This is a genomic window from Butyrivibrio sp. INlla21 (genome assembly GCF_900116875.1).
In the GTDB taxonomy this organism is placed as follows: domain Bacteria; phylum Bacillota; class Clostridia; order Lachnospirales; family Lachnospiraceae; genus Butyrivibrio.
This window is the reverse complement of the sequence record NZ_FPCC01000002.1, coordinates 136,964-154,720: the sequence shown is the minus strand read 5'-3', so window position 1 is coordinate 154,720 and position 17,757 is coordinate 136,964. Positions and strand designations below refer to the sequence as shown.

Here is a 17,757-nt window from a genome sequence, read left to right as displayed (position 1 = left end):
GTTAGCAAAAAATTGATCAGATGGCTGCAAAGCCTTTTTCAAGGTCTGCGATGATATCGTCGATGTGCTCTGTTCCGATTGAAAGACGGATCGTGCTCTGTGTGATTCCCTGATCAGCAAGCTCCTCATCGTTAAGCTGTGAGTGAGTTGTTGTAGCGGGGTGGATAACAAGGCTCTTTACATCGGCAACGTTAGCAAGAAGTGAGAAGATCTCGAGATTATCGATGAACTTCCAAGCAGCTTCTTTTCCGCCCTTGATCTCAAATGTAAAGATTGAAGCTCCGCCGTTGGGGAAATACTTCTCATAAAGCGCATGATCGGGATGATCTGCAATTGAAGGATGGTTGACCTTGGAAACCTTGGGATGGTTCTTAAGGAACTCAACAACCTTCTTGGTGTTCTCCGCATGTCTGTCGAGACGAAGTGAAAGTGTCTCAACACCCTGAAGAAGAAGGAATGCGTTGAAAGGTGAAATTGTTGCGCCTGTATCTCTTAAAAGAATAGCTCTGATATATGTTACGAATGCAGCGGGACCAACAGCGTCATAGAAAGATACGCCGTGATAGCTGGGGTTGGGATCTGCGATTCCGGGATACTTTCCGCTCTTTTTCCAATCGAATTTACCTGACTCAACGATGATACCGCCGAGTGTAGTTCCGTGTCCGCCTATGAACTTGGTTGCAGAATGAACAACGATGTCAGCGCCGTGCTCGATAGGTCTGATAAGGTAAGGTGTTCCGAATGTGTTGTCGATTACAAGAGGAAGTCCCTTTGAATGAGCAAGCTCAGCAATCGCATCGATGTCCGGGATGTCACTGTTGGGATTTCCTAATGTCTCAAGGTAGATTGCTCTTGTGTCTTCCTGAATAGCATCCTCAATCTCTTTTAAATTATGAGCGTCTACAAAAGTAGTTTTGATTCCGTACTGAGGTAATGTATGTGCAAGGAGATTGTAGCTACCACCGTAGATGGTCTTCTGAGCAACTATGTGTCCGCCGTTTGCGGCAAGTGCCTGAATCGTATAAGTGATCGCTGCTGCGCCCGATGCAACCGCAAGTGCTGCGCTGCCGCCCTCAAGAGCTGCTATTCTCTTTTCAAAAACATCCTGCGTGGAATTTGTAAGTCTTCCGTAGATGTTACCCGCATCCGCAAGTCCGAATCTGTCGGCTGCGTGCTGTGAATTTCTAAATACATAAGATGTAGTCTGATAAATCGGAACCGCTCTTGCGTCCGTAGCGGGATCGGGCTGTTCCTGTCCAACGTGTAACTGAAGTGTCTCAAATTTGTAATTGCTCATAGTCTCTAATCTCCTTTGAATTTGAAATTTTATGTTGCAATAATATCTCCTATGACCTACTATGTCAATAGGTAATTCAATCAGTAATATCTATCGCAAGCGATAACCCGAAGTAATATTTTGTTTTCCCCGCTCGCAGCGCAGGATTTTACTATTGATGAGCCTATTTATCCTAGTATATAATAGGTAAAAGAAAAGGAGTGATATTGTATGTTTTCCACCAGAGGACGTTATGCATTAAGGGTCATGATCGATCTTGCTGAGCACAAGGACGAAGAACACATTCCCCTTAAAGATATTGCAGAAAGACAAGGTATCTCCAAAAAGTACCTTGAGATCATAGTAAAAGACCTTGTTAAAGGCGGGCTTATTTCCGGCGTGAGCGGCAAGCACGGCGGATATACTCTCACAAGAAGTCCGGAAAAATACTCGGTCGGCGAGATCGTTGAGCTCATGGAAGGCTCTTTTGCCCCTGTAGCATGTCTTGAAAAAGGCGCTGAGAAATGCCCTCGCGCACGAGGCTGCAAGACTGTTAAGATGTGGAAAGAGTTTTATAAGATAGAGAAAGACTTCTTTTTCGGAAAGAAACTTAGTGACCTTGTTTAAAAGAAAAATAAGAGGAAAAGAAATGAGTACGCTGACTACAAGAATCAAGCTTAACAACGACACAGCGATTCCGTGTCTGGGCTTTGGAACCTATAAGATAAAAGATCCGGTTGAAGCATATAATTCAACGAAAACCGCGCTGGAAACCGGTTACCGCCACATCGACACCGCCGCTTTTTACGAAAACGAAAAGCAGGTAGGACAGGCGATAAACGACTTTATAAAAGAGAATGATGTCAAAAGAGAAGACATCTTCGTGACAAGTAAAGTCTGGAAGACAGAGCTTGGTTACGATAAAACACTTGCAGCATTTGAAAAGACAATGAGCGAGATCGGTCTTGATTATCTTGATCTTTATCTTATTCACTGGCCCGCTTCCTATGCTTTTGACGATGATTGGGAAAACACCAACCGCGATACTTGGAAGGCCATGATCGAGATCTACAAATCGGGAAGGGTTAAGGCAATCGGTGTTTCCAACTTCCTTACTCATCATCTTAAGGCACTCATGGAATTTGATATCATCCCCGCGGTCGATCAGATTGAGATAAATCCCGGATTTCTTCAGGAAGATACTGTGGATTTCTGTCAGGAGCACGGCATCCTTGTTGAAGCATGGAGCCCGCTCGGGCGCGGCAAGTCACTTGATCATCCCTTGTTAAAAGAGATTGCGGATAAATACGGTCGCACCGTCGCACAGATAATATTAAGATGGGAAATTCAGCACGACGTCGTTCCGCTTCCCAAGTCGGTAAATCCCGACAGGATCGCGCAGAACGCGAATGTTTTTGATTTTGAAATATCAGATGAAGATATTAAAAAAATAGATGCGATCGAGCCTTACGGAAACTCCGGACATTCACCGGATCAAGCTGATTGAAATAGTCCCGGGGTACGGGCTTTGTGATCCATTATAGACAAAAAAGCAATGTGTATTTTCAGATAAATACACATTGCTTTTTTAGTATTAATAAACCATAATCTCGCTTACGCAAGTATCATCATACTTCGCACCTTTCTTGGCTCCTGTGATCTTGATAGTGATCGTATCTGTCTCAACAGGCTCGTCGAGCTCGATAACATTGTAATTATTCTCTGCAATAACATCAGCAGTGAAGCCTTCGTAGGCATATCCGCCAATCTCATGATCTACCGTCTTTCCGTTTCCGAAATCCACTTTTACATCCGTAAGCACACCGTTTGAAGTATATAGATTGTAGCTTGCGGTATAACCGTTGCAGATCTGAATGCCTGAAACAAGCTGTTTCTTTTCAAGTTTAAGCGTTATTGTCTCTCCGACGCCTTCACCCTTTACACCTTCACACCATACGGTTTTAAAATCTCCGTCTATGAGATTCTTGCCTGAGTATGTCTTTCCCTTTGATGCGGCAAGCTCTGAAGATGTCTCTACAGAAGAAATTTTGATATTATCCTTTCTGTATCTACCGTACACAAGAGTAACACCATACTTGCTGTCCGAATTCTTTTTAAACAATATATCCGCATGTCCTACATAGAACTCCACACTGCTGTTATCTCCGTAGATTGAAGGGCCTGTAAAAAGAATGTATTTATCATCCTCAAAGAATTGTGGATGATCAACAGCCTTCCACGGTTCGCCGTCACCAAAGTCATAATAAACCTTTCCGTTATCAACTTTCACTTCATAACCGGAAATAATTTCGCCTGCACCATAAATATCTTTTAATGCTTTTTTAAGATCATCTTCGCTCATATATTGCTTAGAACCATCATCTTTTTTCTCAACACTTCCGGCAATTCCTTCTTTTCCGTATGCTAATGTTTCTATGAGCTCTCTTTGAATCTTGGCATCAGTATCCTTATCCATATCGGAGAATACAAAACCTTTTTCACTAAGCAGATCTGATAACAGCACATCATTTGCAATGCTCGAAATAATGTCTTTATTGTCGGGCGTAATCGCCTTAGAAGCTAAAAGTTTGTCAATCTCTGAATCGTATTCACTGTCTGAAGCTTCTGATTTCGAATCTTTTGATGCTCCTTCTGTAGCGTCTTCGGAAGACTCATCCGCAGCCGAATCCTCAGATGTAGCGGTTTCAGCCGAAGCTTCTTCAGAGGCTTCTTCCGAAGTTTCTTCACTTGCCTGATCCTCAGAAATCTCCTGCGTTACTTCTTCTGTTGTTTCCTGTGTGGTCTCGATGTTAATAGCGCCCGGTTCCTGAACATCAGCCGATGTACATCCCACTGCAACCGCGCTGACAATTACACTGATTGCCATTGCAATAAATGATTTTTTCATATTTAGTTTCCTCTTTCCTTTTGATTTTCTGAGATTATTCTCGATAAAATAATATCAGCTATCAGCTCATTTTACCATAAAATTACAATATCATTCTCATAAGAACCGTTCCTTCATTGTTTTCAAGTTCTTCGAATCGCATCCTCTTATACACGGAATAGCCTATACTCATCACTTCAGGCTTTGTAGTAAAACGCACTTCCTTAAAATCAAGCTCACGGCTTTTATCCAACATAGCATTAAGCATAGGCCTTGCATAACCCCGTCCTCTGCATTCGGGTTTTATGTATAATCGCTTTGCTTCCGCCGTAGTATCGTCCAACTTTTTTATCGCTATTGTTGCAACAGGCTTTTCCCCACAATATCCAAGCAACAAAGCTCCGTCTTGATAAAAGCCTTTAAGATCTGCCAGTTCTTTATCAAGAGATACAAAGCAGGATTCTGCACCCTTTATTTTTGAATACTCCAAAATCAGTTCTTTTGCGGCTTCGTAATTATCACAGTCTCTTATTTCAATCATCATGTTTCTCCCTGTTGTCATTCATTCCCTAAATCCGTTCCATGATAATGGTTCCTGTCATGAACAACACCCGCTCTTCTTATCACAGCATTTCACGCAGGTAAGCCCGTCAATGAATGATTTATAATTTGTTAATGTCTCACAATTCAATGAATAGTGATGCCACTTTCCTTCCTTGCGATCATTCACAAGGCCGCAATCTACAAGGTTCTTCATATGATGCGATAATGTAGGCTGAGTAATCTCAAACTTTTCCAGCAACTCACATCCACATTTCTCACCGTCCGAAAGCATCTGCACTATCTCCAGTCTGTTTGCATCTCCAAGCGCTTTGCAGATAAGCGAAACTTCATTTAATTTCATACAATTACCTCCTATTGATATTTATCTATGTGAGAATAATATCACTCACATAGACAAACGTCAATGTGTTTTAAAAAGTTTTTTTCATTGTTTTAAAGATACTGTCAACATCTGCTTTCTCTCAAATACATCGTCCATAAATATACAAAATAAGAATCATTGATAAAAAGAACATACGTTTGTTATAATTATGGTGGTGCTACCATTTACGGTAGGCGGTTGGCTCTTTGCCGGGTGTAACCCGAGAACTCTCATGTTATAGGAGGGAACGGTATGGGAAATCTGAAAGAGAGCAATCTTGGTGATAGAAATTGCGATAAATCTTATAAGTATTGTAGTAACGATTATCAGTATCATCGTTACCGTGATCAGTATTTATAAGAGTTCAAAAAAGTAAGCATCAAAAAAGACCGCTGAAAAACTTTTGGCGAAGTAGTAGGCGGTCTTTTTGACTCATAACTATTAACCGGAGCTAACCGTCTATCGGTAGCACCTTTTCTTGAATATATAGTATCATTACCTTCTTTTGTCGTCAAACATATATTCAGCAAATGCTTATGATATACACAGGGTTTATCGCATCGGGCATGTGGTAGTCGCCGACTTTTTTGTACCTGCTTGCGCTGAGCTGAACGATGTCGGGCTCTGCAAGATTCATCTCCTTTATCACCGAAAGGGTCTCGGTCAAAGTTTCTAAAGTGATGCAATTTATAACAATCCTGACGTTTTCGTTTTTCTTCTTTAGAAGCTTAATTATGGCTTTGAGATTGCCGCCGCTGCCGCCGATGAAAGCATGTGTCGGCGAAGGAAGCTCCTCAAACGCAGCGGGCGCTTCGCCCTTTATGATATTGATGTTATCTGCACCGAACTTCTCTTTGTTTTTCTCAAGAATATCAATCGCCTCATCGTTTCTCTCAATCGAATAAACCTTGATATCGGGATGCAAAAGAGCTGCCTCAACAGAAACAGAGCCTGTTCCGGCGCCGACATCGTAAAGTACGGAATCCGAAGAAAGCCCAAGCTTTCTGATAGATATCGCACGCACCTCTTCTTTGGTCATGGGCGTCTTGCCCCTTATAAACTCATCGTCAGGTATTCCTCTTATCACAGGGCTTTCGCCCGCGCTTCTATTCTCAATAAACAATAGACATTTTCCTTTCTCATCAGGTGAAAAGATATCGTTTCCAAGTTCATTTTCCGTAACTTCAAAAACTCTCTCCGCCTCAGTTCCAAGTTCGTATCCAAGAACTATCCGAAGCGGGGTTCCGATCGCCTCGTCCCCCTTGTCAGGCATCGCCAAAACTGCTGCCTCGCGATTCTCGCTTTGCGCTGCCCTTGCTATCTGCCCGGCGTGCGCACAGCTTGAAGGAAGGACGATAAGCTTCTTAGAGCAAAGCGCGTATCCCAAAACATTGCAGTCTCTTCCGTGAGCGCTCACAACATCACAGTCCTCAAGTCCAAGTCCCAATCTGTTTGCAAAAAGAGCTATCGAAGAAATCCCGGAAATCTTATGAACTTCATAGCCCGCATTTTCAAAAATAATCGCTGCACTTTTTGCTCCGCTGCAAAGACTGATATCTCCGGAGAAAAGAGCAAGCGGATGCTTATACTCTGAATAAGATGCCTTTGCTTCTCTTCCGTGGAAGCCACTCTCTACCAAGCCTTCATGGAATCCGCTTCGAGCCGAATCTTCACCAAGCCCGCGCTTTTCAAGAAACTCCAATATATCCTTTCCCATATACAGCGGCTCAAAATGCGCCTTGATCCCGCTCTTATCTACTCTCTCAAGAATGCTCTTTGCACCGAAGATCACGTCTGCTTTCTTAAGCGCTTCCTCAAGCTCCCGTGTATAATAACGCGAATCTCCGGGTCCGATCCCGGCAAGAGTAATTATCTTTCTCTCAATACCCGCCTCTATATCTTTAACGCCAACCTTATCAAGTATTTCAGTTAAGCTGTGGCCTTCCGATGTAATCACACTCTCGGGACTCTTTATCATTACGGCTTTTATTCCGCACTCTTTTGCCGCAAAAAGCTTTTCATCAAGGCCGCCCGCAGCGCCGCTTTCCTTGGTAAGAATTACCGATGCCCCGATTTCTTTTATAAGAGCAATATTCATATCCTTGGAAAAAGGACCCTGCATCGCGATTATCTGCTTGCCTTTAAGCCCTGCTTCTTCGCACTTTGTAATGCTCTCAAGATATGGAAGGACTCTTGCGTATACTCTTGAAACGTCGCTGATTCTTGATACTATCGATTTTAAATCCTTACTTCCCGTAAGAAGCAGAATATTGCCTTCCGTCTTTTCAAGCTCGTCAGCTGCAGCATCAACACTGTCACATACCATAAACGAAGCTTCATCGACCGCATCCCTGAAAAGACCTTCAGCCTTCTCACCCGAACCCTGTGAGGCAGCCCTAGCTCCCGTATCCCTAAGAAGCCTTAAATACTCAGCTCCTGTCCTCTCGCAGGCCTTCTTGATCTCACCGGAAACGAGCGTCGCAAAAGGGTGAGTCGCGTCAACGCAGACCGTAAAGCCCTCGTCCGAGATAAGCTTTGCCATCTCGTTCGCATCCTTCCTTCCGACAATGACATTGTCTTCGCCGCAGGAATTCTCGATCTCTTTTCCGTAGTCCGTCGCAACGCTGACAACATGCGAAACATCTGCCCGTAAAAGCGCAGATGCAAGCTCTCTTCCTTCAGTTGTTCCTCCGAAAATCAGGATCTTTTTATCCTTATCTCTCACTCTTGTACCCTCTTTGAGTAACCATCTTTCCGCCAATATTCGCAGTTGTGGAATTGCCGATAAACACAGTTGAAAACATGTCAGCGTCCGCATCCTTAAGCTCTGCCAAAGTCATAACGCTACAGCTCTCGCCGTCTCTTCCGATGTTATTCGCAATTCCGCATACCCTGTCCGCAGGCAACGTCTCCAACAAAATTTCGCACGCGTGCTTAAGATACCCTTTCCTTCCCTTGCTCTCCGGATTGTAGATAACTACCGACATATCTGCCATCGCCGCGCACCGCAGCCTCTTCTCGATAAGCTCCAAAGGCGTAAGTCTGTCGCTCATGCTGATAAGGCAAAAGTCATGTATTAAAGGCGCCCCAAGAAGTGCCGCTCCGCTAAGAGCCGCAGTAACCCCGGGGATTACCCTGATATCGACATCAGGAAATTTTTGTCCCAAAAGAAACGCAAGTCCCGCCATGCCGTAAACTCCCGCATCCCCGCTGCTGATAAGCGAAACCGCCTTGCCTTTGGCCGCTGTCAAAAGAGCCAGCTCAACCCTTTTCTCTTCTCCCATCATGGGCGTAGAGATGTATTCCTTGTCCTTGTAATAAGGTCTTACGAGATCGCAGTACACCGTATACCCCGCGATCACATCTGATTCCAAAAGAGCTTTCTGAGCTCTGACAGTCATATCTTCGTAGGCGCCGGGTCCGATTCCGACTACGGTTAAAGAGCCCTTCTTATTAGGCCTCATTACACCTGCCGCGAAAGTCATTCCCGTTCCCTTGGTCTTGTGAACAAGAACTCCTTCCGCTCCAAGAGCAACCACCGCTCTCTCGCAGATGTTATCGCAGCCCGTCACCTCAAGCGCAAACTCGGAAGACTCGAAGTCTCCCGGCATCGCCATGAGATCGTCCGCTTCAAAGGTCACAAAATATGCATCAAGCTTATCAGCGACATATTTAAGTCCCTCTTCATCTTTTTTGATCGATGCGGAAGCAAGCGCATCCACCGCCCTTGCATCAATCCCCGCTTCTTTTAACTTATCAAGGCAAAAAGAGTAAAGAGAATCGCCGCCCGTTCCCTTCTTGCAGCCCATTCCGACCGCAATGCATTTGGGAATAACCTTTAGATAATCACCCTTTAAACCAAGCGCAGAAAGTGCATCGTCGTCTCTGTAAGAGATGACAAAGAAGTTCTTTCTACCGCTCTCCGGCAGCGCGGCTTTCTTCTCGGGATTCGCATCATCAATAAACAAGTCACTGACGTCTTTCACCCTTACCACATTCTCATATCCTATGCCGCTTCCCACAAACGCTTCCGCGCCTTCATCTACAAAGTAGTAGCCTTTCTTCTCTTCCAAAAGGCGCGCCGTAAACTCTTTTGCCGCCTTCATATCGGATATAACAAGGTCATTTGCCTTGGCATAAACATCAACAGCGAACTCATTCTCAACATCCGTTGCGGTTGTAAGAACCGGCTTGGCACCAAGAAGCATCGCCATAAGACGCGCCTCCTTAACTCCGCCTCCGATGTGCCCCGACAAAATCGGAATCACGTTCCTGCCTTTTTCATCAATAACAATGACCGCGGGATCTTTGGTCTTATCCTTGATATAGGGCGCGATCGCTCTTACCGCAATGCCTGCGGCACCTATAAACACAAGGACATTTCCGGTATCAAAGTTTTCTTTTACAAAATCATCAAGCGACTCTACCGCATTGTCACCATGACTTTCGCCGCGCAGATCATCTTCCGCATTACCGGAAAAAGCTCCTTCCGCCCACTTGGCTTTGCCGCCTGTCACAAGAAGAATAAGGAGCCTCTCAGCCAACTCACGCCCCGCATCGGTAAAGCTTATGATCTTGTATTTTTCATATTCTACCTTGTTCATAGCATTCTCTTTCCGAGAGCCTTCTCATACATCTCATCCGTAAGTGAAAAGAGCTCTTTTATCAGCCCCTTTTCAAGAACCTTAGAAGGTTCCTCGCACATAGTCCTTCCGTCATCATAGATAAGAAGAAGTCTGTCCGAATAGTTGAGTGCAAGCTCAAGCTCATGAAGTGACATGATGATCGTCACGCCCTCTTTTGCAAGCCCTTCTATCACATCCATAAATTCCATCCTGTACCTTATGTCCAGGTACGACGTAGGCTCATCCATGATAAGATACTCAGGCTCCTGTGCGATCGCCCTTGCTATCAAAGTTCTCTGCTTTTGTCCGTCGCTAAGCTTGTCGTAAGGCTTGTCCTTCAGCGCTTCAATCTTCATAAGCGACATCGCCCTCTGCACAGCCGCGGTGTCTTTTTCCGAACCGAATCCGAAGCAATCGGTAAAAGGAAGCCTTCCCGCGCTCACAACATCCTTGCACGTCATAAGCTCAGGTTTTATCCTGTCCGTCGTAACGATCGACATCTTCCTTGAAAGCTCGCGAAGCGATATTGTCTTAAGCTCATCCTCGCCGAGATAGACCGCGCCTCCAAGAAGCGAAAGCTCCCCTCTTATACTTTTTAAAAGAGTCGACTTACCCCCGCCGTTTGGCCCGATGAGCGAAATGATCTCGCCCTTTTTCACCTCGAGGTTCACGTCCTTAAGCACTATGTTTTTTCGATATCCGGCAGAAACGTTCTCTATTTTCACCTGCTCTTACCTCGTCTTATTATCATAAAAATAACTATCGGCGCGCCAAATAGCGACGTCACCGCTGAAATATTCATCTCCGTCGGCGCAAAGAGCATCCTCGCAAGAAGGTCGCTCAGCATGCAAAATACCGCGCCCGAAAGGAACGACGCCGGGATCAAAAGAATCGGCTTGGACGATTTCAGCACTTCTCTCATAAGATACGGAACCGCGATTCCTATGAACGACACGGGTCCCGCGAATGCCGTAACGCACGCCGACAATATGCCCGACAAGATTATTATCACGATCCTGCAGAGCTTAACGTTAACTCCCACGCTCCTTGCATAGCCCTCTCCGAGCCTGAACGCATCAAGAGTTTTGGAAAAAAGAACCACCGCAAAAAATGTAATTCCCACAATGATCACGGAAAAAAGAGCTCCCTCGGCGTTTGCTCCGGAAAAGCTTCCCTGCGACCAGCTGTGGAGATTAACGATGTCCGAGTCCTCGGCAAACGTCACAAGAAAATCCGTTATCGCGCTGCAGATGTATCCGATCATGATTCCCGCAGCCAAAAGAGCCGACATACTCCTAACCTTTTTCGAGATCATGATGATAAAGCCCGTCGCCGTGATCGCACCGACAAATGCAGCAAACACAAGCAAAAGATTCGATACCCTTCCTATCTTTCCCGCAAAAAAGATAAGCGTAAGCGCAACCACCATCTTGGCTCCCGATGAAATACCAAGGATATAAGGACCTGCGATGGGATTGGCAAAATACGTCTGAAGAAGGAATCCCGACACGGCAAGAGCGCCCCCGAGAACCAGCGCCATGACTGCCCTCGGAAGTCTTATCGTCATTATTATGTTTATGATCTTGGTGTTACTGCTCGTTCCCGCAAAAACCTCGATTATCTCTTGAAGGCTTATCTTTACATTTCCCACAAGAATATTTACAAGAAACGAAGCGATAACCAGTATCAAAAGAGCCGCAAATACAACCGCCGTTCTTTTCTTAATCTTCTTTTCCATCTTAAGGATTCTCTTTTGCCTTTCTGAATTCCGTGTCGAAATCCGCAGCGTAAAGCCTTGATTTCTCGTATCCCGCCTGACTTAACGCATCTCCGACTATTATAAGCGCCGTCTTATTTATCCCGTGTTCGCTCGCCATATCCGGAAGATCATCAAGCGTGCATATAAACTTCTTTTCATCGTCCCATGTTGCTTTATAAACAACCGCACACAGAGTTTTGGGATCTCTCCCAGCGTTTAACAGCTTTTCTTTAAGTCCTTTTATATCGCCCGCGGACAAGAAGAACACCATGGTCGCGCCGATAGAAGCAAGGTTCTCAACAGACTCTTTTTCCGGAACCTTGGTCCTTCCTTCCATCCTCGAAATAATGACGCTCTGTGTGATCCCCGGAAGTGTGTATTCAATCTCAAGCGCAGCCGCTGCCCCGCAAAAAGAGCTCACTCCGGGCGTTACGTCATAGGCTATTCCAAGCTTATCGAGCTCATCCATCTGCTCTCTTATTGCGCCGTAAATGCTCGGATCTCCCGTGTGAAGCCGCACGACATCAAAGCCTTGTTCCTCAGCTTCCTTCATGATAGCAATCACTTCTTCAAGCGTAAGCTTGGCGCTGTCATAAATCTGCGCACCTTCTTTGGCGTAATCCAAAAGCTTTGGATTAACAAGCGAACCCGCGTATATGATGACGTCCGCTTCCGCAATCAATTTCTGTCCTCGTATGGTTATGAGGTCCACCGCTCCGGGACCCGCTCCGACAAAATGTACCATCGCTATTCTCCCTGATATTAACGATCAAGCTTTAACAAAATGCTGACAGGTGAGCTGTGCGCTCAAAGCTGCTCCATGAACCCGTGCGCACCGGCCGTGCTCACAAGTTCCGTGTACTCATTGGAAAAGACTATAATTTCTATCTGTATTTTTCCATCAGCCCATTCTTCCATGTGCTTTTTTATAAGCTCCGCCATCTTAGGAAAAACTTTATCCGCAAGGCCTTTCTCCGTGATGATCCTTACGGCTTCATCCGTCATTACACATTCGGACAATTCGGATCTTATACCATCATCATTCGCGATGTCCGATAAGATCTCCATTCTGTGGTCGCCGTACCTTGAATGTGTATTCTTTATTCCGCCCGCAACCTTTACGAGCTTACCGATGTGTCCGACAAACAGCATCTTCGAAAAGCCTTCCTCAAGCGCGATTCTCACCGCGTCATATACGAAGTTGGAAGTCATGACTGCGTTTCCGTCTTCAAGCTTGTATCTCTCACTTAAAAAAGTTATTCCGTAGTTTCCGGGAGCCGCCAGCAAGATCTCTTTTCCCTCGGCTTTTTTCACCCTGACATGTGTCCTAATCGTCTCAACGATCGCGCTGTCACTCATAGGCTCAACGATCCCGGTTGTTCCAAGGATCGATATGCCTCCGACAATTCCGAGCATCGGATTAAATGTCTTTTGCGCGATCTCCTCTCCGCCCGGAACGCTTACGATAACGTCGAGTCCCTTTATATCTGATTTCCCTGTCAAAAGAACCTGCTCAAGATTCTCCTTTATCATTCTGCGCGGAACGGAATTGATGGCGGCTTCTCCTATCGGCTGATCGAGCCCCGGCTTTGTGACTCTTCCCACGCCTTCTCCGCCGTCTATCCTTATGCCTTCTTTGTCCGACTTTCTTAAAGTTACATAGACATAAGCACCCGTCGTGACATCGGGATCGTCGCCGCCGTCTTTAATGACCGCGCAGGTAACTTCGCTGTTATCTTCGCTTTTCTTAATGTCAACAATCTCTGCGTTGTATATGATACCTTTGGGCGTAACGATACTTACATTATAGATATCTTCGCCCGTTTCCATCATTATAAGGGCCGCCTTCGCCGCCGCAGCTGCGCAGCTTCCCGTTGTATAACCGCTTCGAAGCTTAGTTACGCTTGCGTCCATATGATCATCTTTGCCGCCGGGATTTGAGCCGGCTCTTTTTCCTGTTCCGCTCATATGCCCTCCGCGGGTTATTTCCCTCTTTTTTCATCCATGGAATAAAGGATGGAGTTGACGATCGCAGCAGCAACGCCGCTTCCGCCCTTTCTTCCCCTGTTTACTATATAAGGAACATCACTTTCAATTATCAGTTCTTTTGCCTCAACGACATTCACAAAGCCCACGGGAACGCCGATTATAAGCTCAGGCTTATAACCCTCGTCCATAAGCTCTTTTAGTTTAATAAGAGCAGTCGGTGCGTTTCCGATCGCGAAGATCAGCTTTTTATCCATGCGCGAAGCCTTTTCCATGCTTACGTAAGCTCTTGTGACCTTCCTCTTTGAAGCTTCGCCCGCAACTTCTTCATCCGCCATAAAGCAGAAAACTTCACCTCCGAATTTAGCAAGCGATCTTTTGTTGATCCCCGAAAGTGCCATGTTTGTATCAGTCACAATGCAGGCGCCCTCATAAATCGCCTTTCTTGCCTTCTCGATAACATCCTCGGAGAACATTAAAGTCTTGGCGTACTCAAAGTCGGCCGTGGTATGAATGACTCTCACAACGGTCTGCTCAACGGCTTTGGGAATGCTCACGCCGCTTTCCGCCAGCTCTTTTCTTATAATCTCGAAGCTTCTTTTTTCTATATCCGAAGGAAGAATGTGCTCTATCTGCATGCGCCCACCTTGTCTTATTATTGATTTATTTAAGCTTATGGAAAAACTCAGTATCTTCCGAAGCTTTCGCAACAATATCATTTAGATCCTTGATTATATTCCCTGTTCTGTCCGTAAACTGATACAGCGATTTATCCGTGTACCAGACATCGCCGCTTTTTACCGCCTTGAAATCGGCGAATATCGCATCCTCGGCCTTTAGATCCGAAAGGCTGTCGGGACAATCCTCAATCGTTGAATTGTAGATGAGAATGTCCGCGTCCTTGGCATAGTCGTAAAATGCTTCCATGCTGACGGAAAGATATGACGAGTGTCCCTTGGAATCCACATCCTTAGGGGCAAGATACTCTCCGCCCGCCTTTTCAACCATCTTGGAAAAATAGTCATCGCCGCTTCTCGTATACACGAGGTGCTTGGAATTAATGGAGAAAAAAGCTATCTTTTTGCCGGAAACATCCGAGCTTTCAAAGGCCTTAGCAAGCTCTACCTGCTCGTCGTAAGCTCTTTTGCCCTCATCTTCCTTATCGCAGATAAGTCCGTAAACCCTGATCCATTCGCATCTTCCAAGCGGATCGCTCTCATAGCTCGATCTATCCACAAACACAGGAATTCCAAGCTTTTCAAGCTTCTCCATGACCTTGGGTGTATGAAGGATCATCGTGGATTCTATTGCAAGATCAATGTCATTATTAACTATCTTCTCGTAATCGGGGGCGCTGTATTTGCCGCCGTATTCAAGCTTTCCGTCGTCCATGCTCTTCTTTGCGGCATCTATATACCAATTATCTCTTTCTATTCCGGAAAGTGCAATTTTATCGACCGAATCTATGGAATCAAATTGGCACATCGCACTTGATGCAGCCAGGTATATCTTGTCCACCGACTTTTTTATCACGGTAATGCTTCTGTCGCCTCCAAGGCCCTTTTTTACCGCTTTTAAAGTGTCCTTAGTCAGTTCTTTTCCCTCAGGTACCAGGAGGTAATTTCTGCCGTCATAAACGCTGATAACAGCGTAATCGTCTTTATATCTATGTATAGCGTAGCAATCCGCGTACGCGTTTTGGTCTGTACTTAAATATTCAAGCCCTTCGATATCGGGAGCTTTATTAACCAGCGCCTTGTTCGCAATATCTGCGCTGTCTGCGCTTTCATCATCGGCGTCGCCCGGTTCTTCACCGAATTCTTCGGGATTACCTGCTTTGCCGCCGGACTTTGCATCTTTTACCGAGAAAAAGAGTTCGTAGTCGATCAGGTGGGGCGTGCTCATCGCAACGGTGTCCGCCTGAACTTTCATCTTCTTATCAAGCTTAACGGGAATTATAAATTCGGAATTCCCGTCCTCGTTAACGGGCTCATACCTTGTTCCGTCAACGATCATGTAATCATAATTTGGGCTGCTCCAGAAAATTTCCGCAGTAGCCTTTCCGTCTTTTACGGTAACCGTGCAAGGGCTGTCGATGCTTGCTCTTCCGCTCCCTCCCGTAAGAGTAACAGATGCGGCATATTCCCCATCTGAAATACTGCCGCATCCGATTAAACTTATGGTGATAAACAGAAAAAACAAAATGCTCTTTATGCTTTTTAACAAAGTGTTTTTATGTCTATCCATATTATCCTTATTGTGTCTTTACTTGATAGCTGCACCTGTGTGCTCAACATAGAGTTTCTGTACATCTGCGATTCTTCCGAGACCGCTGATCTGGCAGTCAACCTTCTCGAATGCGCCTGATGCCTCAAAGCCGCTCTTCCAAGAATCATCGTCATCGCCTGCCATGTCGTTGTTGGCATGATCGCCCGCAACAACCATAAGAGGACGAAGAACAACCTTGGTATAGCCTGCATCCTTAACCTTGTCTATAACAACCGAAAGCTCTGTCTCTTCAGGCTCACCCTCAACAGTTCCGATGAATACGTTCTTGTAACCAAGCTTCTCCATCTGTGTCTGCATCTGGCTATATGTTACGTTTGCGGTGTGTGATGTGCCGTGACCCATAAGAACGATTGCTGTCTTGTCCTTGTCTGCAGCGTCAACACTGTCAAAACCTGCATCCTTAATTGCCTCTGCAACTACTGCCTTGGCAACTGCCTCTTTATCTGCATTGATAACTGATGCATCCTTACCTACTTCACCGAGAAGGGGCTCAGCAACAGCTACCTTATCAAACTTCTTCTCGTATTTCTTAAGTGCATCCATGAGCTCATCATACTCTGCGCCGTGCATAAGGTGTGTGGGCTGAATAACAAGCTCTTTTACACCGTTATTAACTGCTCTCTCAAGAGCCTGCTCAACGTTATCGATCTCAACATCTTCTCTTGCGTTGATGTGGTTGATGATGATCTGAGCTGTGAACGCTCTTCTTACCGCCCAGTCGGGATAAGCTGCCGCAAGGGCCTTCTCGATACCGCCGATATCCTGAGCTCTGCTGTCGTTAAAAGAAGTACCGAAGCTCACTACAAGGATCTCCTTATCGCCGATGTTGTCGGTGTTAAGAGCATCGTCCTTGGAAGCATCGCCTGTATCTCTTCCGAAGTAATCGGGATCTGCTTCCTCTCCTTCAACGAGTTCTTTCTGTGTATCCGTAAGGGCATCCCAAGCTTTCTTGGCTTCCTCACACTGCTTATCTGTATCCTCTGTCCACTCCTGAACATAGATTGCATCGATAAGCTCTGCAACGTTATCTGCCGCAGCCTGATCTTCCTCTGAAGCAGGTGCCTTTACGTCTGAAACAACAACCTTGTGGTCATACCATTTTTCTTTTGTTCCGATAAGTGCCAAGTCAAACTCCTCATCAATAGCGGGAACGGGAACATCAAAGCCGAATACTTCTTCTGTTGTTCCGTCGTCATAAGTTACTGTATCTGTTGTAGGCTCAAGTAAAACAGCGCCATCCTTCTGAGCATCCTCTGCTGTTCCGGGGAACAAATTTACGATGTTCTTGGAAGGAAGTGTGATGTGGATAGTCATCTCGCCGTTCTTTACAGTGAGTGTGCCCTTTCCGTCATAAGCTTCGTTGATATGGAACATTGAGCTGTCTGTGCTAAAAGAAGCTGTGTATGTTCCGTCAGCGAGTTTTCCGTCTTCTGCTGCCTCTGCGCTTGTAGCCTCTGTTGCAGCTTCGGTAGTCTCTGCCGGTGCTTCTGCAGATGCCTCTACATTAGACTCCGCCGCAGGCTGCTCGCCCTGAGTCTTTGCACATCCTGCGATCATTGATGAGCACATCATTGTTGCAAGAACTAATGCAAGTGTTTTCTTTTTCATAATGATCCTCCATATATTATGTGATTTCCAAAAAGCCTTGAGGAATAAAAAACTCAGGGCCCGTGCCTAAGCACGAGCCCATAATCTCAAAGATATAAAAATGCGCACAAAACGCACATCTGCCGCGTTCTACAGCAGTGCTATCTTCGTACAACCAGTTCCTCGTGGCTTGGATATCCCATGTACAGCGACAGGCAGGTCTCCCGGCTTATCGAAGTGTTCTCTGCGTAAAATCCGCGGCGCTAAGCGCCTTCATTTTCGGATCTTCCGTGCAACACTTTCAAATCACGGTGACGAGTTCGTGCAGGACTTACACCTGCTTCCCTTTTCATCCACAGCTCTTTTATGTTACCTTTTCTCCAAAAACCGAATCAGGTTCCAAGAACTGCAGACACCTTCCGC

Annotated in this window: 15 protein-coding genes, 1 pseudogene and 1 riboswitch; of the genes and pseudogenes, 2 read left to right on the top strand and 14 right to left on the bottom strand. The window is 45.6% G+C overall.

Going from position 1 to position 17,757, the window contains the following annotated elements:
- Positions 1-16 precede the first annotated feature (16 nt).
- Positions 17-1,297 carry an O-acetylhomoserine aminocarboxypropyltransferase/cysteine synthase family protein gene (locus tag BM377_RS00855; protein WP_092242286.1) on the bottom strand — a complete coding sequence of 427 codons (1,281 nt, stop codon included), beginning with the start codon at positions 1,295-1,297 and terminating at the stop codon, positions 17-19.
- A gap of 210 nt (positions 1,298-1,507) precedes the next feature.
- Between BM377_RS00855 and BM377_RS00850 the strand changes: the two genes are divergently transcribed.
- A complete protein-coding gene (locus BM377_RS00850; RefSeq protein WP_092242283.1) occupies positions 1,508-1,903 on the top strand; it encodes an RrF2 family transcriptional regulator in 396 nt (131 codons plus the stop codon).
- A 22-nt stretch (positions 1,904-1,925) separates the two neighbouring features.
- The gene (locus BM377_RS00845) at positions 1,926-2,783 is read left to right on the top strand and encodes an aldo/keto reductase (protein WP_092242280.1); all 858 of its coding nucleotides are present in this window, start codon (positions 1,926-1,928) and stop codon (positions 2,781-2,783) included.
- Between the two features lie 87 nt (positions 2,784-2,870).
- Here the strand turns inward: BM377_RS00845 and BM377_RS00840 are convergent, their stop codons facing one another.
- The 13 genes and pseudogenes from BM377_RS00840 to BM377_RS00785 all read right to left on the bottom strand — a co-directional run bounded on the left by BM377_RS00840 (position 2,871) and on the right by BM377_RS00785 (position 16,863).
- Complete coding sequence (locus BM377_RS00840) at positions 2,871-4,184, bottom strand: discoidin domain-containing protein (RefSeq protein WP_092242277.1); 1,314 nt, start codon at positions 4,182-4,184, stop codon at positions 2,871-2,873.
- A gap of 82 nt (positions 4,185-4,266) precedes the next feature.
- Positions 4,267-4,704: a GNAT family N-acetyltransferase gene (locus BM377_RS00835; protein WP_177223754.1), complete on the bottom strand. Its 438-nt coding sequence runs from the start codon at positions 4,702-4,704 to the stop codon at positions 4,267-4,269.
- A 57-nt stretch (positions 4,705-4,761) separates the two neighbouring features.
- Positions 4,762-5,067: an ArsR/SmtB family transcription factor gene (locus BM377_RS00830; protein WP_092242264.1), complete on the bottom strand. Its 306-nt coding sequence runs from the start codon at positions 5,065-5,067 to the stop codon at positions 4,762-4,764.
- Between the two features lie 544 nt (positions 5,068-5,611).
- A complete protein-coding gene (gene cbiT / locus BM377_RS00825; RefSeq protein ID WP_177223753.1) occupies positions 5,612-7,813 on the bottom strand; it encodes a precorrin-6Y C5,15-methyltransferase (decarboxylating) subunit CbiT in 2,202 nt (733 codons plus the stop codon).
- Entirely contained in the window at positions 7,803-8,552 is a 750-nt protein-coding gene (gene cobJ, locus BM377_RS16755; RefSeq protein WP_242948061.1) for a precorrin-3B C(17)-methyltransferase, read from the bottom strand. Before cobJ ends, cbiT begins: the two co-directional genes overlap by 11 nt.
- Before the next feature lie 18 nt (positions 8,553-8,570).
- Positions 8,571-9,692 (bottom strand): annotated as a pseudogene (locus BM377_RS16750) (cobalt-precorrin 5A hydrolase); the annotation flags it as partial.
- The gene (locus BM377_RS00815; RefSeq protein WP_092242258.1) at positions 9,689-10,438 is read right to left on the bottom strand and encodes an ABC transporter ATP-binding protein; all 750 of its coding nucleotides are present in this window, start codon (positions 10,436-10,438) and stop codon (positions 9,689-9,691) included. The pseudogene BM377_RS16750 and the gene BM377_RS00815, both read right to left, overlap by 4 nt.
- The gene (locus BM377_RS00810; protein ID WP_092242255.1) at positions 10,435-11,451 is read right to left on the bottom strand and encodes a FecCD family ABC transporter permease; all 1,017 of its coding nucleotides are present in this window, start codon (positions 11,449-11,451) and stop codon (positions 10,435-10,437) included. Before BM377_RS00810 ends, BM377_RS00815 begins: the two co-directional genes overlap by 4 nt.
- Before the next feature lies 1 nt (position 11,452).
- Complete coding sequence (gene cobM, locus BM377_RS00805; protein ID WP_092242251.1) at positions 11,453-12,217, bottom strand: precorrin-4 C(11)-methyltransferase; 765 nt, start codon at positions 12,215-12,217, stop codon at positions 11,453-11,455.
- Positions 12,218-12,279: 62 nt separating this feature from the next.
- A complete protein-coding gene (cbiD, locus tag BM377_RS00800) occupies positions 12,280-13,440 on the bottom strand; it encodes a cobalt-precorrin-5B (C(1))-methyltransferase CbiD (RefSeq protein ID WP_242948057.1) in 1,161 nt (386 codons plus the stop codon).
- Positions 13,441-13,454: 14 nt separating this feature from the next.
- The gene (locus BM377_RS00795) at positions 13,455-14,096 is read right to left on the bottom strand and encodes a precorrin-8X methylmutase (RefSeq protein ID WP_092242248.1); all 642 of its coding nucleotides are present in this window, start codon (positions 14,094-14,096) and stop codon (positions 13,455-13,457) included.
- Positions 14,097-14,121: 25 nt separating this feature from the next.
- Complete coding sequence (locus BM377_RS00790) at positions 14,122-15,705, bottom strand: ABC transporter substrate-binding protein (protein ID WP_092242235.1); 1,584 nt, start codon at positions 15,703-15,705, stop codon at positions 14,122-14,124.
- Positions 15,706-15,723: 18 nt separating this feature from the next.
- Entirely contained in the window at positions 15,724-16,863 is a 1,140-nt protein-coding gene (locus BM377_RS00785; protein ID WP_442857310.1) for a sirohydrochlorin cobaltochelatase, read from the bottom strand.
- 668 nt (positions 16,864-17,531) lie between these two features.
- Positions 17,532-17,726, bottom strand: a riboswitch (cobalamin riboswitch).
- Positions 17,727-17,757: the final 31 nt, after the last annotated feature.

Excerpts from the sequence above, each read along its gene's own strand:
- BM377_RS00855 (WP_092242286.1), bottom strand. The coding sequence starts at position 1,297 with ATGAGCAATTACAAATTTGAGACACTTCAGTTACACGTTGGACAGGAA.
- BM377_RS00850 (WP_092242283.1), top strand. The coding sequence starts at position 1,508 with ATGTTTTCCACCAGAGGACGTTATGCATTAAGGGTCATGATCGATCTT.
- BM377_RS00845 (WP_092242280.1), top strand. The coding sequence starts at position 1,926 with ATGAGTACGCTGACTACAAGAATCAAGCTTAACAACGACACAGCGATT.
- BM377_RS00840 (WP_092242277.1), bottom strand. The coding sequence starts at position 4,184 with ATGAAAAAATCATTTATTGCAATGGCAATCAGTGTAATTGTCAGCGCG.
- BM377_RS00835 (WP_177223754.1), bottom strand. The coding sequence starts at position 4,704 with ATGATTGAAATAAGAGACTGTGATAATTACGAAGCCGCAAAAGAACTG.
- BM377_RS00830 (WP_092242264.1), bottom strand. The coding sequence starts at position 5,067 with ATGAAATTAAATGAAGTTTCGCTTATCTGCAAAGCGCTTGGAGATGCA.
- cobJ (WP_242948061.1), bottom strand. The coding sequence starts at position 8,552 with ATGAGGCCTAATAAGAAGGGCTCTTTAACCGTAGTCGGAATCGGACCC.
- BM377_RS00810 (WP_092242255.1), bottom strand. The coding sequence starts at position 11,451 with ATGGAAAAGAAGATTAAGAAAAGAACGGCGGTTGTATTTGCGGCTCTT.
- cobM (WP_092242251.1), bottom strand. The coding sequence starts at position 12,217 with ATGGTACATTTTGTCGGAGCGGGTCCCGGAGCGGTGGACCTCATAACC.
- cbiD (WP_242948057.1), bottom strand. The coding sequence starts at position 13,440 with ATGAGCGGAACAGGAAAAAGAGCCGGCTCAAATCCCGGCGGCAAAGAT.
- BM377_RS00795 (WP_092242248.1), bottom strand. The coding sequence starts at position 14,096 with ATGCAGATAGAGCACATTCTTCCTTCGGATATAGAAAAAAGAAGCTTC.
- BM377_RS00790 (WP_092242235.1), bottom strand. The coding sequence starts at position 15,705 with ATGGATAGACATAAAAACACTTTGTTAAAAAGCATAAAGAGCATTTTG.